Raw genomic sequence first — 15877 nt, 5'->3', positions numbered from 1 at the left:
GAAGGGGATGTTAATGTTTGTCGTGACCCCTGCCCTGTTTTCCATGGCCCCGGTTATCTTTCCACTGTCCGTGCTGCGGATGGTTCCTGTTCACATAGTATTTCTCTTCCCTGCTGTCACGGATGGCTATCTGGTCATGTTTGTTCCTGTAACCATAATACTCCTTACGATACTTGTCATGGTATAAATAAGGCCTGTTCACGCCATTGATCACGACTTTATGTGCATGGTATACGTCGAAGCCTCCATACCTGGCTGGCAGGGTGGCTGATCTGCGCCACTCATTACCATTCCGGTAGATGTATACCCTGTCTGGTACATAGTAGTATGTTTCGATATCGGGGAGATAATAGTAATCCACGTAATCATACCCCACTGGTCCCCATACCGGTTGCTTGCCTATATTGATACTTACATTGATCTGCTGGGCCATGGTCGTTGCTGTAAAACCTGTTACAGCTAACAGAAGAAGCATTAACTTTTTCATAGCGTTTGATTTTACCTATGTAAGGCAAAAGCAATGCCCTAAAGTGCCAGGGTCGTTTTTTCTGAGATATAGGGCTAAAATTTGTCGGCTAAAATCATGAATGTTGAGACCAGCCGGTAAGTAATCGATCCTGTAATGCCCCCCGATCGTTTACTCCTGCATGAAATTGCGCTAAGCGCCATTAGTCCTCCCGCGACCTTTTAAATAACCCCGGAATAGCCTGAATGTTCACTTTTTCCCGGGGAATGTCTCTAAGGGTTCCCGAATGTTCCTTCCGAGTCTGCCCGGTAGAACTAGCCATCGGGCATTGTAAATGCCATGCAAATGCAGATATAACATATTTAGCTATTGCAAAAACCATTCTTTCATAAATCAGTACATAGTCAAGTATTCAAACAGTCTTTGTAAAGCTTTGACCATAGTGCATTCGGTGAGATAACCCATATATAACCCATATATAAGCCATATATAAGCCATATATGACCCATATATAATCCATATCTAAAAGGATATGGGTTATATATGGGTTATATATGGCCTGAGAATGGTTTATTAATGGGTTATGATAACGAACGAACTGATATAACACCAGCATAGGAATACAGCCCTATCGTACTCCTATGCTGGTGTTGAACTGTCTGATCTTACTTATTTGATGGCTGAAAATGCCAAAGAGGGCCGGCGTCAGGCGAGGGATTGCCAAATCTAAAGCGGCATCAATACCTATTCAAACCGAACACAAAACCGACTTTTCATGTTTTCTAAAGAAATGATACATGTATAATCAGCTTATTATCAAGTAATAAGAAAGCTGATATTTTGACTTTTCAACTATCTGACTTTTATAGTCGAAAAGTTAATCTATTGTTAAATGGTCAACTCGTTTCACTTTTCTCCAAAATCTTCCTAATTTTGACTCGGAAACTAAAAAAGTCAAAAAGTAAATGCTTGCTGAGAACAAAGATGAAATGAGGGAGAAGATCCTGGAGGCAGCTCTTAAGAGGTTTATGCACTACGGGGCATCTAAAACCACTATGAATGAGATTGCAGACGATCTGCGTTGCTCAAAGGCTTCGTTGTACTATTACTTTTCCGATAAAAAGGCATTGCACAATGCCGTGTTAATGAAGATTGGGGAAACATTCTTCGAGGAACAGGAATTGGAAGCAGATAAGGAGATCTCCTCAGAAGAAATATTTACCAATATTATCGCTATAAAAAAGCAGTTCGTTGAGCGTTATAGTCGCCTGGAGCTGTTTAAGATCCTCAATGATAAATCAGAAGAGATACAACAGATCATCCGGTCTGTTCATGAGCGGGAAACGAAGATGCTCACCAAGATCATAGAGAAAGGTGTGGCCTCAGGAGAATTTGATGTTGAAGATCCTGTAGAAATCGCACAATTATATAGGGATGCTATGGAAGGATTGCGGTTTGCCGGAATGAGCTGCCTTCCCGAAACGATTCCCGATTTAGATAAAGAAGCATTTGATAAGATAGTAGCACAGCAGAAATTGTTGACGGAAATTTTCGTCAGAGGAATCAAGAAACGATAAACAGGAGTAATGCCAGTCAGAGCTCGGATATTGGAAACAGCATCAAGGATGTTCAGGACGTACGGAATTAAGAGTGTTACAATGTTCGACATATCAAGGGAATGTGGCGTGTCAAAGAAAACGGTGTACGAACATTTTAAGGACAAGGAAGAACTGGTACAGGATGGGGTGCGCTTTTTGCTGAACAGGCATGAACAGCACCTGGAAGATTTTCGTCAGCAATCTGCTAACGCTATTGAAGAGCTGCTGAAAGAGGAGGAATACATAGAACAGGTGGGAAATACAATCAATCCCGTGATGTTGTTTGAAATGCAGAAGTACCTCCCCGATATCTGGAAACACGTGGAAGTGTTCAAACAGGAAAGGCTGTTGCTGGCTATCACAGCCAACCTTAAACGGGGCATGCGGGAAGGCCTCTACCGCAAAGACCTTAAACTGAACATTATGGCACGTACGCGGCTACTACAGCTGGATATGGCTTTTGAGCCATCACCGTTTCCAGCCACGCAGTTCAATATGCAGGAGGTGATGAAAGAAATCGCCTCACATTTTATACTAGGAGTGACAACAATGAAAGGACGTAAGCTGGCCGCTGAATACCTACAGATTAAAGAAGACTAATACTACCGCTTAAAACTATATCCGCCAACTAAAAAAATCAAAGTAAAACATACGGATGAAAAGGATAATGTTAACGCTTATTCTCTTAATGGGAATAGGGGGATATACCTCCTATGCGCAATCGGAACTGTCGTTGCAGGAGTGCCTGAAGTATGCACTCGCGAATAATCAGCAACTGGCACGTACCCGGCTGGAAGAAGATATGGGCCGTTTTAAAACCAGTGAAGTAAGAGCCAGGGCTTTACCACAGGTAAATGCGCAGGGACAGTACACCAATAATATCAAGAAACAGGTGCTTGCCGTTCCCGGCGAAATCACAGGTGGTGCACCCGGCACTACTACCCTGCTGCAAGCAGGTACCACACATAATGTGACCGCTTCAGGTACCATCACACAGGAAGTATACAACCAGTCCGTATTTACCGGTCTGAGAGCTGCCAAGGCTGGCGAAGAATACTATAAGATGCAGTCAGCACAGAGCGAAGAGACAGTAATTTATAACGTAACACAGCTTTATTACAATACACTGGTATCCCGCGAGAAGATGGTCGTGCTGGATGCCAATATCGAGAAGCTCACTAAACTGGTAGAGACTACTTCTTCCCAGGTACAGAATGGATTGGCGCGTAAGATAGACCTTGACCGTATGCGTGTGAACCTCACCAACTATAAAACACAACGTACACAGGCGCAGAACCAGTTCCTGGTGCAGGCCAATCAGCTGAAACAGCAAATGGGCATGCCTATGAGCACTACCCTGAGCCTGCCTTCCGCGTCATTCAAAGAAATAGAAAGCAAAGCAACTGTAGCAGATTTTGGTGGTATGAATGTCGATAACAGGATCGAATACCGCCTGCTACAGAAACAGGAAGAACTGCAGGAGTTCCAGAAGAAAGCCTACAAGGCGGAATATTATCCTTCCCTGGCGTTGTCCGGCAACTACTCCTACAACGGCATCAGCAACAAGTTTGACATGCTTAAATCTAAATCAAACGGATCTACTGCCAGCTGGTATGACATGGCGGCTGTAAGCCTTACACTGAAGATCCCCATTTTCGATGGATGGGCGCGCCGCTCACGTGTAAGCCAGGCCAATGTGACCTTAAAGCAGATAAGAAAAGATATGGAGGCTACTACCCTCTCCCTGAATACGCAGTATGAGAACGCCAAACTGCAGGTACAGAATAACCTGGCCACTATTAAGGAGCAGAAGGAGAATGTGGATCTGGCCAATGAAGTATACAACTCTACCCAGAACAACTATAACCTGGGCCTCGCCAACCTGACGGATCTGCTGGATGCTGAAACATCCCTCACTTCCGCACAGAACAACTACAACGAAGCCTTACTACAATATAAGCTGGCAGAACTGGATATTATCAAATCGAATGGTAATCTGAAAAGCCTGCTGAACTAATTAAAACCGCTAAAACCGCATACCAAACTATATGAAAAAGATTCTTATCTGGGGTTCACTGACCATTGCAGCTGTTGTATTGATCATGTGGAAGCTGGGCGCCAATAAAAAGGAAAATGAAGCCAAAACGGAATTTGTGAAAAAGAGTAATGCCGGTGATGTACCCGTACTGGTAGAAAAGGTAGCAAAATCAGATTTTTCACAGGGCTTCCAGTCCAACGGGAACTTTACTCCCGTGCGTGAACTGACCTATCTGGCTGAAACTGCCGGCCGTATCAATAAACTGCTGGTAGATGAAGGGAGTGTTGTACGCGAAGGACAGGTAATAGCGCATGTAGATGGTGAAATACTCGGTACAGACCTCACTGCTGCCAAAACCAACCTGGAGCAGATGAGAGTTGATAAAGAAAGATATGAAGCCGCCTTTAAAACAGGTGGTGTAACGAAGAAACAGGTAGATGATGTAACCCTGCAGTATGAACTGCAGAAGACAAAAGTTGAAGCTGCCAGTCGCCGTGTAGGTGATACTTATATCAAGGCTCCTATCAGCGGTGTGATCAACAAAAAATATATAGAGCAGGGTGCTTATCTCTCTGTTGGCAATAAGATGTTTGATATAGTAGATGTATCCCGCCTGAAACTGGCAGTATCTGTACCGGAATTCCAGGTGGTGAATCTGAAAGAGGGAGATAAGGTGAAAGTAACCTCCAATGTATTCCCCGAAATGAACTATGAAGGTCGTATAACCTTCATTGCTGCAAAGGGCGATAATACACTGAACTACCCTGTAGAAATGGAAGTACTGAACAACACCGGCAAACAACTGAGAGCCGGTATGTATGGCACCGCTCATTTCGAAATGAAAGACGCAATACCAACTATCCTGGTAGCACGTACCGCTTTCGTAGGTGGTGTGAACAGTAACCAGGTGTATGTAATGGAGAACAATACTGCTAAACTGCGTAAGGTAGTGGCTGGCCGTATTTATGGAGATAAAGTAGAAATCAGGGATGGATTGAATGAAGGAGAAACTGTTATTACCAGCGGACAAATCAACCTGGTAGATGGCGTTAAGGTAATGGTGCAAAAATAATCAACTATGAAGATCACAGAAGTATCCATAAAACGGCCCACAATAGTGGTGGTGATATTCACCATCCTTACATTGCTGGGTGTGATGAGCTACCAATCGCTCAACTATGAGCTGTTGCCGAAGTTTGAGTCGCCGGTAGTGACCATCGCAACAGTATATCCCGGTGCCTCCCCGAAAGAGGTGGAGAGCACGATTACTAAAAAGATAGAAGATGCGGTAGCATCGATGGAGAAGATCAAGAAGATCATGTCAAAATCTTCCGAGAGCTTGTCTACCGTTACCGTGGAATTGAATAATGACGCCAACGTTGATCTTGCCATGCAGGATGCGCAGCGTAAGGTGAATGCAATCCTGTCAGATCTGCCTTCAGACGCAAAGGCGCCATCGCTCACGAAATTCTCCCTTTCAGATTTGCCTATCATGACCTTGTCTGCTACCGCTAACATGGATAGCAAGGAGTTCTATGACCTGGTGGACAAAAAGCTGCAGCCCTTATTATCCCGTTTACCGGGAGTGGCGCAAATCTCCCTGATCGGTGGACAGGAGCGTGAGATACAGGTGAACATCGATCCAAACAAATTAGAAGCATATAAACTGTCTATCAACCAGGTAAGACAGACCGTTACCAACGCTAACCTGGACTTCCCTACCGGTAAAGTGAAAACAGCAGATCAGCAGATCCTGATCCGCCTGGCGGGTAAGTATAAGAATGTGGACCAACTGCGTAACCTGGTTCTTACAACAACGGCAGACGGTACACAGATCCGTCTGAGCGATGTGGCTGATGTGCAGGATGCTCAGAAGGATGTGGAACGTATGGCCCGTGTGGATGGTACAAGCGCTATTGCATTGCAGGTGCAGAAACAGACGGATGCCAACGCGGTGACGGTGAGTGAGGAAATGAAAAAAGCGATTGTTCGTGTAGAAAAAGACTATGCCGCCAATAACCTCAAGATCTTCATTGCGAACGACTCTTCTGACTTCACACTGGAATCTGCCGACTCTGTGATACATGACCTGATCATTGCGATCGTACTAGTGGCCGCGGTAATGCTGTTGTTCCTGCACAGTATCAGGAGTGCCATCTTCGTAATGATCTCCATTCCTGCATCGCTGATAGCGACATTTATTGGTATGAAGCTGTTTGGCTTCTCATTGAACCTGATGTCTCTGCTTGGTCTGTCTCTTGTGGTGGGGATCCTGGTGGATGATGCCATCGTGGTGCTGGAAAATATCTACCGTCACATGGAGATGGGTAAGAACAGGGTACGTGCTGCGTTTGATGGTGTGAAAGAGATCGGTTTTACAGTGACCTCTATTACCCTGGTAATCGTGGTGGTGTTCCTGCCAATCTCTTTAACGAACGAACTGGTTTCCAAGATCCTGAGAGAATTCTGCGTGGTGGTGATGGTCTCCACGATGCTCAGTTTGTTGTCGTCTTTTATGATCGTACCACTGCTCTCCTCTCGTTTCGGAAAACTGGAGCATATCACTGGTAAGAACTTCTTTGAGAAATTCATTCTCTGGTTTGAAAGGCAGCTGCAGCAATTCACCGACTGGATGACGGGTATCCTGAAATGGGCGCTGAACCACAAACTTATTACCCTGGTGGTGGCTATTGGCTTATTGTTCCTGTCCTTTATGCTGTTAGGTAAAGGATATATTGGAGGAGAGTTCATCCCGAGAGGTGACCGTGGCCAGTTCATCCTGGTATTGGAAATGCCGAAAGACGCCTCTGTGGAACAGACCAATCAGGCTACACGTAAAGCAGAACAATACCTGTCTAAAAAGCCGGAAGTAACCCGTCTGATCACAACTGTTGGTCAGACCAGTGAAGACGGTATGGGTACTTCCCAGTCTACCGCGTACAAATCAGAGATTACAGTAATGTTGGTAGATCCTGAAAAACGTGCAGACGGTTCTGATATCTATGCTGCGAAAATGAAGGCCGAGATAAGAGATATCCTGCCTGGTGTGAAAGTGAAGACCATGAACGTAAGTATCCTGGGCACAGCGGAAAATGCGCCTGTGGAGCTTGTAGTGATGGGTACAGAGTTGGATAGTGTAATGGCGTATGCAAAAGAAGCAAGAAATGTATTGGCAAAGATAGACGGTACGAGCGACGCGAAATTGTCTGTAGAAGAAGGTAACCCTGAGATCAACGTACAGGTGGACCGTGATAAAATGTCTGCACTGGGTTTGACACTGGAAAATGTAGGTGGTACCATGCAGACTGCTTTCAGTGGAACTGCTGATGACTCTAAGATCAAATTCCGTCAGGGTGATTATGAGTATGCCATCAACCTGCGTTTTGATGACTTTAACCGTAAGAGCCTGCAGGATGTATCCAATATACAGTTCCTCAATAATCAGGGGCAGCTGATCCGTTTGTCACAGTTTGCTACTGTAACAGAAGGTTCTGGTCCAAGCCGTCTGGAAAGAAGGGATAAAAACACTTCTGTATCTGTAAAATGTCTGGTGATAGGTCGCCCAAGTGGTACTGTACAGACCGAATTTGCGACGGCGCTTGAGAAGCTGCGTAAGCCAACCGGTATTTCTTATGTATGGGCAGGTGATGCGGAAAACCAGGGCGATTCATTCGGCGCACTGGGTGCAGCCCTGCTGATCTCGATCGTAATGGTGTACCTCATCATGGTAGCGTTGTACGATAACTATATCTATCCGTTTGTGGTGTTGTTCTCTATCCCGCTGGCTATTATTGGTGCCTTGCTTGCACTGGCGCTTACCAACAATACCCTGAATATCTTCACCATCCTGGGTATCATCATGTTGATAGGTCTGGTGGCGAAGAACGCGATCATCCTGGTTGACTTTGCCAACCAGATGAAAGAGCAGGGACAGAGCACTAATGAGGCGTTAATACATGCGAACAATGCCCGTCTACGTCCGATCCTGATGACGACCATTGCCATGGTGATTGGTATGTTACCTATCGCGCTGGCAACCGGTGGTGTGGCTTCGATCAAGAATGGTCTGGCCTGGGTGATCATCGGAGGTTTGATCAGTTCCATGTTCCTGACCCTGATCGTAGTACCGGTAGTGTACAGGATCGTGGACAGTATCATGAACCGTTTCGGATGGAACAAACCTTCTGCTAAACGTTTGATCCGCCAAAGACTGGTGGCTCCTTATGCGGCAGAAATTGAAGAAACATCATTGAATTAATCAATAAAGAGTTTAGTTACTAATAGTGTAACAGTTGTAGGTTTAGGCAACAGGCCGGAGTAGTCTTACTCCGGCCCTTTTTATTTTATTTTATTTCTTTGGCAGCTCTTTCTGCAGGGTTTCGATGGCGGCCTGCTGTGCGATGTTCTCTTTCTTCAGCTCAATGATGTAAAGCGTCAGCTCTTCCAGCTTTTTCAATAATTGTTTATTGGTTTCGCCCAGGTCAAGCCCATTTGTTTCAACTTCTTTTGCGGAAGGAACTTCGGGTAGATGATGATGTTCTTTTACAAATTTTTCCAGTTCCAGGATGGATGGTAGTTTGTAATCAGCGGCGAATACATAGTCGGGCCAATTGGCGGCAGCAGTAGATACTTTTACTTTCTGGGCCAGGACAGTGCCTTTTACAGAAAGTTTTTCAGTAGGCGTACCTGTGCCAATACCGACGTTACCCGTACTAACCTGGGCAAGAAGGGCTCCACCTGCCAGCGAAGCATCACATTGGATTTTGAACAGGAACGGCACCTCATATGCGGTGGCAGGTTCTGTTGTAACCGTCATAGATGGAGTCCATCCACCATCCCCCTTTACGGTATAGTAACCGCTACCGATATAGGACGAAACGTAAGCATATATGTCATATGCAGTGGCCGTAGCACCGGTATTGTTAGGTACGATTTTCATCCGGGTAAACAGATCTGGTGTGCCACCGTAACGGGTAGCATACGCTCCAAAGCCGTATCCGTTAGGTCCGACAGTCGCTCCATTGCTCGTTCTGATAAATAATTCAACGGAACCCATCTGGTTGTTATATCCATTATATCCTTGTCCCGCATATACGACTATTGTTGATGATACCCCCCCCTGACTTGCGGTCAATGTACCCAGTTTTACCCAGGATGCAGTGGAGAGGTTCGCTCCCCATAGAGAGTATATTTTTTCGGGAGATTGTGCCCGGGCACAAACAATCAGAATGGTCAACACAAGCGTTGACAGCATTTTTTTCATGAGTAAGGGATTTTTTTAGTTTTTGTAAATCATTCGGTACAATGATAATGAAAAAAGCCGTCACATAGGACGGCCGGTACGGGGGACAAATGATGGCGAGAAGTTAGATTATTGCGTTCTTTCTTATCTGGTTAAAAGTGTACGTTGTTTTAATCTCACCATTCTCGAAAACTGTGACCAGTTGATCTTTGAGTTCCGGTGCTTCGTTTTCAGGAAGGGATTTATAAGTGCCATTGTCCAGTACAAGTTTTTGTTTACCTGATTTGGATTTTTTGAAAGACACCCTGGTGTTTCCATTGGCATCTAACTCAAGTGGATTCTTCTGTACATTGATCGTTTTGCCGTTCACCTGTGCAAAGGAACATTTCAGGGCAAATTCCTGTGTATCTCTGTTGACTCTTTGCAGTAAAGCACCACCCATACCCAGTACCAGGTTTTCTGCGCTGATGCCTGCCTGTTTTAATGCTTCAAAAATAGGAGGAATAGAAGAGTAACTGATACCATCGCCCTGTATTACTCTAACCTGTGGCGGCAGTACCTTATAACCTTTTTCATTCAGGGTATAACCGAAGGTTTCCATTAAGATCTCAAATACTTTCAGAAGTGTCTGTATGGCATCTCCGCTATCAGGGCGGATCACCAATGTTCCCTCCCTGCTGAGGATCTGTTCTTTCAGTTCAGTACCCCAGTACTCTTTACAGGCCCTGAAAATGTTGTAAGAATCGGAAACACAGGCAACGGTACCTGTAGGAAAAGTATTGAGGATGTGGCGGAAGATGTCTACCTCCCCTTCTTCACCCAGCAGGGTCACAATGGAGTGTTCGGTAGCAGGAATAGATAATCCGGGAGCAACCGGTGCCTGGTAATATCTTTTGGCAAAAGTGGAACCGATCAGTGTATCGCTGCCAGAGAAGTTGATCAGGTGAGCACTGCCGCCGATACCGGCACTTTCTACAGAGCTGGCCCCACGGAAACCGAAGTCGTTCAGTACGAAGTCTATTCCTGCAAAAGCAGCTTCACTGGCGGTTTCTGAGTAATATTTCTTTATTGTTTTTTTGATCTCTCTGGAAAGGGTGGCAACGGTACAGGGATACCATACCTGCATGAGTAAGGTTTCCAGGAAATTGGTCAGCCAGTAACATGCAGGATCCGTATTCTCAATACTCATTAACACGTTGCGCACGCCGGTTACAGTGCCTTCGGGTACAGCTTTGATACGAACAGGGAGGCGTCCTCCATGTTTCTCAATAATATATTCAAAACGGCTGCGGTCAAATACGTCATTGCGGCCAAATACTTCCAGCAATGTTGCTTCCGCTTCGTCAAGCTTTTCTTTGGTGATAACTGCGCCCTGCAGGTATTCCATCAGGAAGTACTGCAGACCATAGAAAACGGTTTCCTCGAATTTGCCCCCGCGACTTTCAAAGTAGGAGTAGATATATTCGGTGCCTGGGATATAAAGTTTGTGGTGGGAATATTTGTAGGCATCAGCTAATAGAATGAGGTTTTCCTTTGTCATGATTCTTCGTTTAGTCGTTAGTAGAATATTTTTCAGCTAATTTTTTCAGGAGTGGGATGTGAGTAGAGACGATTTCACCCTGTGCTATCAGTTCAGGGATCGCATTCACATTAATCCAGCGCATAGCGCTTAGGTCATCGTCGGCAGCTGGTTCACCAAATAAAAGGTCAGCACTGAACAGGGTGGTGATGATTTTGTCTACTTCAGAACGATAGCGCCAGTCGTCCATTTGGAGGGACATTTCATACTGCATGGGACTTGTTTCTATCTGTCCGCATTCTTCCCGCAATTCTCTTGCAGCAGCGGCATCAAAGCTGATATCATCAGGATCAGCAAAACCACCGGGCAGTCGCCAGGCATTTTCTGCCGGTTTGCGTCCTAAGAGCAATTCCTGGCGGTTATTACGGAATAGTGCAATGTCGACCGTAGGGTATACTTTAGGATAAAGATTATAAGTACTATAGATAATACCTGCCCGGAACTCTTCTGTATCAAAAACTTTATCAGAAACGGCTTCCCTTTGTGCAGTAGCGTTAAAGTCCTGTACCGGAGGGAGTGCTACGGTTGGAAAGCGACCGGCATAGAATGGGATGAAGCTATCACGACTACCATACAGGATGAATGTTTCATTACTGAAGTTGTTGCCCAGTAATTCATCCAGTTTACGGGACCATACTTTATCTGAAGCCTGATCGCTAAGCGGCAGCACAATCACATCGGGGAAAAGTTGTTTCAGCATCCGCTCACGGGTGTAATAGTCCAGCGGGTTTTTACGGCCACCTTTGATTGGGCTGACACCTAAAATGATGATCAGGCGATTGTGTTTAGACTTTACTTCTCTGATCAGCTGTAAGTGCCCTTCATGTAGAGAGGGTGTCTGGAACCTTGCGATTATTACCCCGGTTGGCTTTTGCGTCGTCATAGATAGTGTTCTTTTGTGTATCTTCTACACAAATATATACAGGTTTAAACATATAAACAAAATATTTTCCGTAATAATTACACAAATAATATAAAGTGAAGGAAAAAGTATTGATAATGAATGTACTACGTGGATTACTGGTTGTTTTGGGTCTGGAAAAACTTTGAATGGGCTTATTACGAATGAAAGTATTGATAGTGCCTATGTGCAGTTCCTTGCAAGCGGAGAAGATTTGAACTTCATGTGGACTGCCAGCAGGCGTTGGCTAACACTGACGTTCAGAAGTGGACAATATCTGTGCTGTAAGCGAACACAAATAACAGTAGTTTTGAACGTATCTGATTGGTAATGAGGTTGTTTGTCTTTTGACCTGTTTTTTGTGAGATAGTCTGGTAACACCCTTGTTATGCTAAACCGCTATTTCAAACTTTCTTACCGCACACTTTGGAAGAATAAGTCATTTGCACTGATCAATATCCTTGGATTGGCAGTAGGTATTGCTGCGAGTTTGCTGATCTTTCTTGTGATCCATTATGAAATGAGTTACGACAATTTCCAGAGCAGGCATGATCGGATCTTCAGAATAGTTACAACTGAGCGTAAGGTCGGTGATGATGGAATCGCTAACATGCATAGTATGACACCAAGGCCATTGGCAGAGGCCATCCGGCGTTACTATCCATCATTGGAAAAGGTAGCCACCTTACAGGACATAGGAGCTGCACAGTTCTATGTACAAGTTGCAGGGCAACCGGAAGAAAAGAAGTTTAAGGAAGAAAATGGCCTCTATTTTACAGAACCTGGCTTGTACGATATTTTCGATTTCACCTGGCTGGCGGGTACTCCCGCTGGTCTGGAAGAGCCTAATACAGCGGTACTAAATGAACATCTGGCCAGGACTTTTTTCGGAAAGCCTGAAGATGCTATTGGCAAAACGATACAAATGTGGTCTTACCGCATACCATTGCGTATAACTGGTGTATTTAAAGATCTGCCAGACAATACAGATGTTCCGATAAAGCTGGGCGCTTCTTACAAGACTTATAGGAAGCTGGTTGGAGAAGAGCAGTGGGAGGACTGGCATGCTATGGGTAGTGGTTCACCATGTTTTGTATTGTTGGGACAACACCAGCAGATCGAAAAATTACAGGCACAGGCGCCAGCTTTTGTAAAGAACAATTTCAGAGAAGTTGAGGACAAAAGCCTGGTAAGATCTTCCATTACATTTCAACCCCTGGGAGAAATGCATCTTGATAAACGCTTCGGTACGCTGACGGGGAATAGCCTCACGCCGGGAGAATTATTGACGCTCGCATTTATCGGCATCTTTTTGTTACTCGTAGCCTGTATCAACTTCATTAACCTGGCAACTGCACAATCTGTTAACAGGGCTAAAGAGATCGGAGTACGTAAGGTATTGGGCAGCGATCGTTCACAACTGATAAAGCAATTCCTGAATGAAACAGCGCTGATTACCGTAGTGGCGCTGGTATTAGGCATACTGATGGCCTGGTTGGCAGTCCCCTATCTGAGTGACCTGATGGATAAACGTCTGTCTCTGAACATGCTACGATCTCCTGCTATACTGCTTTTTTTATTAGTGACAGGAGTGGTTGTTACTGTATTGGCGGGCTTTTACCCTGCTATTGTAATTTCGGGCTTCAATCCTTTAACCGCTATCAAAAGCAGGATCAGTAACAGATCTGTAGGCGGCATTTCCCTGCGTCGGGCCCTGGTGGTATTCCAGTTCATCATTGCGCAGTTGCTGGTGATCGGTACGCTGGTAGTAATAAAGCAGATGTCGTTTGTAAGGAATAAATCACTGGGCTTTGAAAAGGAAGCGATCGTATTACTTGATCTTCCCAGTGATAGTTCGCTGAAGGTAAAGTATCCCTACCTGAAAGCAGAGCTATCAAAACTACCAGGTGTAGCAGCAGCCAGCCTGTGTTGGACTGCGCCTGCTTCCTATTCTATACAGTTCACTTCTCTTTACTTTAATAACAATTCGGAGAGAGAGCAATTTTCTGTAAAACGACTGTATGGAGACTCGGGATATTTCAACACCTTTCGCCTGCAACTGGCCGCAGGCCGCCTGCCCTTCCCAAGTGATACCATTCGGGAAGTAGTGGTGAACGAGACACTGATAAAAAATCTGGGGCTGCGTTCTAAAGAAGAGATCATAGGCAAAACATTAGGATTTAGTAAGGAGGTAAGCTATCCTGTCGTTGGCGTAGTGAAGGATTTTAATGATAATTCTCTACATGACGCAATTAACCCAGTGGTCATCACGTCGGATTATAACGGTTATGGTACATTGGCTTTACGTTTGCATCCTGATAAAGTGAATGCTACCATGAAGGATGTGGAGAGAATGTTCACCAGCATCTATCCGACTTACATATACGACGTTAGCTTTCTGGATGATAACATCGGCCGTTTTTACAAGGCAGAAGCGATGACGGGAAAGTTGTTTGAGATCTTTGCTATCCTGGCGATCTTCATATCCTGCCTGGGACTATACGGGTTAGTGTCTTTTATGGCGGTACAGAAGACGAAAGAAGTGGGTATCCGAAAAGTGTTGGGAGCTTCTATCCAGAGCATTTTATATCTCTTCTCAAAGGAGTTCACCATTTTAGTGGGAGTAGCGTTCCTGATATCCGTGCCGGTGGCGTACTATTTCATGCAGCAATGGTTGCAGGGGTTTTACTATCATATAGATATGGGTTGGGAGATCTTTTTCCTGGCGATCGTGCTGTCTTTGTTCATAGCATGGCTGACAGTAGGGTACAAGGCCGTGAGAGCTGCACTGGCTAACCCGGTGAAAAGTTTGAGAGCAGAATAAACGGAAACATATCAATATTCCGCCCCGCCATAGGTGGGGCTTTTTTATGTGCAGTGCTGCCGGTCCTGGGTGGAAATGCAAGGGGTCAGATCTCGAAAGTAATCCCTTCTTTCTTCAGTTGGAAATAGCGTTCCTCGTTAAAGCTATAGAGCTTAGCCGGTCTTCCGGCAGAAGGATGTTTTTGCTTTTCATTGTGGCCCATCAGGATACCCAGGTGATTGATCTTCTTCTGAAAGTTCCTGCGGTCAATAGGCCGGTCGAGGACCGTCTCATAGAGTTTCTCCAGATCTGAGATGGGAAACTTCTGATCAAGCAGTTCGAACCCGATAGGTTCATACCGGATCTTCGCCCTTAAGCGTTTCACTGCTGCTTCCACGATAGCTGAGTGATCAAATGCCAGGTCGGGCAGTTTCTTGATATCAAACCAGTTAGCATCTTCAGCGTCCGAGCTGGCGGCTAGTTTAAAGTTAGTTGGGTTAACCAGACCGAAATAGGCTACTGATATTATCCTGCCCCGGGGGTCACGTTCCGGCTGGCCAAAGGTGTAAAGTTGTTCCAGGTAGTTGATGTGTACACCCGCTTCGGTTTGTAGCTCGCGGGTTACGGCTTCTTCCAGTGTTTCTCCATCGATCACGAATCCTCCGGGTAAAGCCCAGCGGTGCATGAAAGGAGGAATGGTTCGTTTAATGAGTAATACGGAAATGCTTTCTTTGGCGGTATATCCAAAGACTACCGCGTCTACACAAAGTCTTATATTTTGCTTAGGTTCCAAATCCAATTCTAAAGGTTATGGCCGGCTATGGTGATCCCGGCATATACTCACTATTTAATGTATTTCTCTACCTGTGTAGTGTCTTTTTTCAGATTAATGAACAGGGGATTTTTCATCGGATCAAATGCAATGATCAGGTTCGCTGCTTCTGTGGTTGCTGGTGGAGGTAGTTCTATCACCACTTCCTGCCTGTTATTCCGGCGAAACAGAAGGCTGTCGTTGGCGGCCACGTGACGTACAAAGCCATGACGTTCCAGGTAGCCCGTCAGTTCCTGTTTACGTTGCAGGAGAGAGTCCACATGTGGATCTCCGCTCACCGGCTTCACATTGCGTACCACGTAGCTCTTTTCTGTAATGATATCATATTTGGAAGTATCCTCTCCCTTGTCACGTGCCTGATTACACGAAAAGCAAAAAATGGCAGCGCTTAATATGAACAAAACCGGCTTCATACAAC

Annotated in this window: 12 protein-coding genes; 6 read left to right on the top strand and 6 right to left on the bottom strand. The window is 45.2% G+C overall.

The genetic code is table 11. The features are described 5' to 3' along the window. Positions 1-10: 10 nt before the first annotated feature. Positions 11-487, bottom strand: coding sequence for a hypothetical protein (locus BLR32_RS05400; protein WP_089829280.1), 477 nt, complete (start codon positions 485-487; stop codon positions 11-13). Between the two features lie 944 nt (positions 488-1431). Here BLR32_RS05400 and BLR32_RS05390 point away from each other — a divergent pair. Genes BLR32_RS05390 through BLR32_RS05370 form a run of 5 tightly spaced genes read left to right on the top strand, consistent with a single transcriptional unit; the run spans position 1432 to position 8360 of the window. Then, entirely contained in the window at positions 1432-2043 is a 612-nt protein-coding gene (locus tag BLR32_RS05390; RefSeq protein ID WP_089829276.1) for a TetR/AcrR family transcriptional regulator, read from the top strand. 9 nt (positions 2044-2052) lie between these two features. Continuing rightward, positions 2053-2664 (top strand): TetR/AcrR family transcriptional regulator, encoded by a 612-nt coding sequence (locus BLR32_RS05385; RefSeq protein WP_089829274.1) that lies wholly within the window; start codon positions 2053-2055, stop codon positions 2662-2664. Between the two features lie 55 nt (positions 2665-2719). Continuing rightward, positions 2720-4081 (top strand): TolC family protein, encoded by a 1362-nt coding sequence (locus BLR32_RS05380; protein WP_089829272.1) that lies wholly within the window; start codon positions 2720-2722, stop codon positions 4079-4081. Between the two features lie 31 nt (positions 4082-4112). Beyond that, on the top strand, positions 4113-5174 hold the full coding sequence (locus tag BLR32_RS05375; protein WP_089829270.1) for an efflux RND transporter periplasmic adaptor subunit: 1062 nt from the start codon (positions 4113-4115) through the stop codon (positions 5172-5174). A 6-nt stretch (positions 5175-5180) separates the two neighbouring features. Continuing rightward, on the top strand, positions 5181-8360 hold the full coding sequence (locus BLR32_RS05370) for an efflux RND transporter permease subunit (protein ID WP_089829268.1): 3180 nt from the start codon (positions 5181-5183) through the stop codon (positions 8358-8360). Positions 8361-8450: 90 nt separating this feature from the next. Here the strand turns inward: BLR32_RS05370 and BLR32_RS05365 are convergent, their stop codons facing one another. From BLR32_RS05365 to BLR32_RS05355, 3 genes are all read right to left on the bottom strand, one after another. Further along, on the bottom strand, positions 8451-9365 hold the full coding sequence (locus BLR32_RS05365) for a hypothetical protein (RefSeq protein WP_089829267.1): 915 nt from the start codon (positions 9363-9365) through the stop codon (positions 8451-8453). Between the two features lie 103 nt (positions 9366-9468). Next, entirely contained in the window at positions 9469-10884 is a 1416-nt protein-coding gene (locus BLR32_RS05360) for a nicotinate phosphoribosyltransferase (RefSeq protein WP_089829265.1), read from the bottom strand. Positions 10885-10894: 10 nt separating this feature from the next. Beyond that, the gene (locus BLR32_RS05355; RefSeq protein ID WP_089829263.1) at positions 10895-11806 is read right to left on the bottom strand and encodes an NUDIX domain-containing protein; all 912 of its coding nucleotides are present in this window, start codon (positions 11804-11806) and stop codon (positions 10895-10897) included. A gap of 406 nt (positions 11807-12212) precedes the next feature. Here BLR32_RS05355 and BLR32_RS05350 point away from each other — a divergent pair, with 406 nt between their 5' ends. After that, positions 12213-14648 carry an ABC transporter permease gene (locus BLR32_RS05350; RefSeq protein ID WP_089829261.1) on the top strand — a complete coding sequence of 812 codons (2436 nt, stop codon included), beginning with the start codon at positions 12213-12215 and terminating at the stop codon, positions 14646-14648. A gap of 85 nt (positions 14649-14733) precedes the next feature. Here BLR32_RS05350 and BLR32_RS05345 read toward each other — a convergent pair whose 3' ends face one another. Together BLR32_RS05345 and BLR32_RS05340 are read right to left on the bottom strand one after the other, a co-directional pair. Further along, a complete protein-coding gene (locus tag BLR32_RS05345) occupies positions 14734-15420 on the bottom strand; it encodes an NUDIX hydrolase (protein WP_089829953.1) in 687 nt (228 codons plus the stop codon). 50 nt (positions 15421-15470) lie between these two features. Further along, positions 15471-15872 (bottom strand): hypothetical protein, encoded by a 402-nt coding sequence (locus tag BLR32_RS05340; protein ID WP_089829259.1) that lies wholly within the window; start codon positions 15870-15872, stop codon positions 15471-15473. Positions 15873-15877 lie beyond the last annotated feature (5 nt).

The organism is Chitinophaga filiformis (assembly GCF_900102545.1).
GTDB classification, from domain to species: domain Bacteria; phylum Bacteroidota; class Bacteroidia; order Chitinophagales; family Chitinophagaceae; genus Chitinophaga; species Chitinophaga filiformis.
This window is presented reverse-complemented; position numbering and strand designations above follow the sequence as displayed.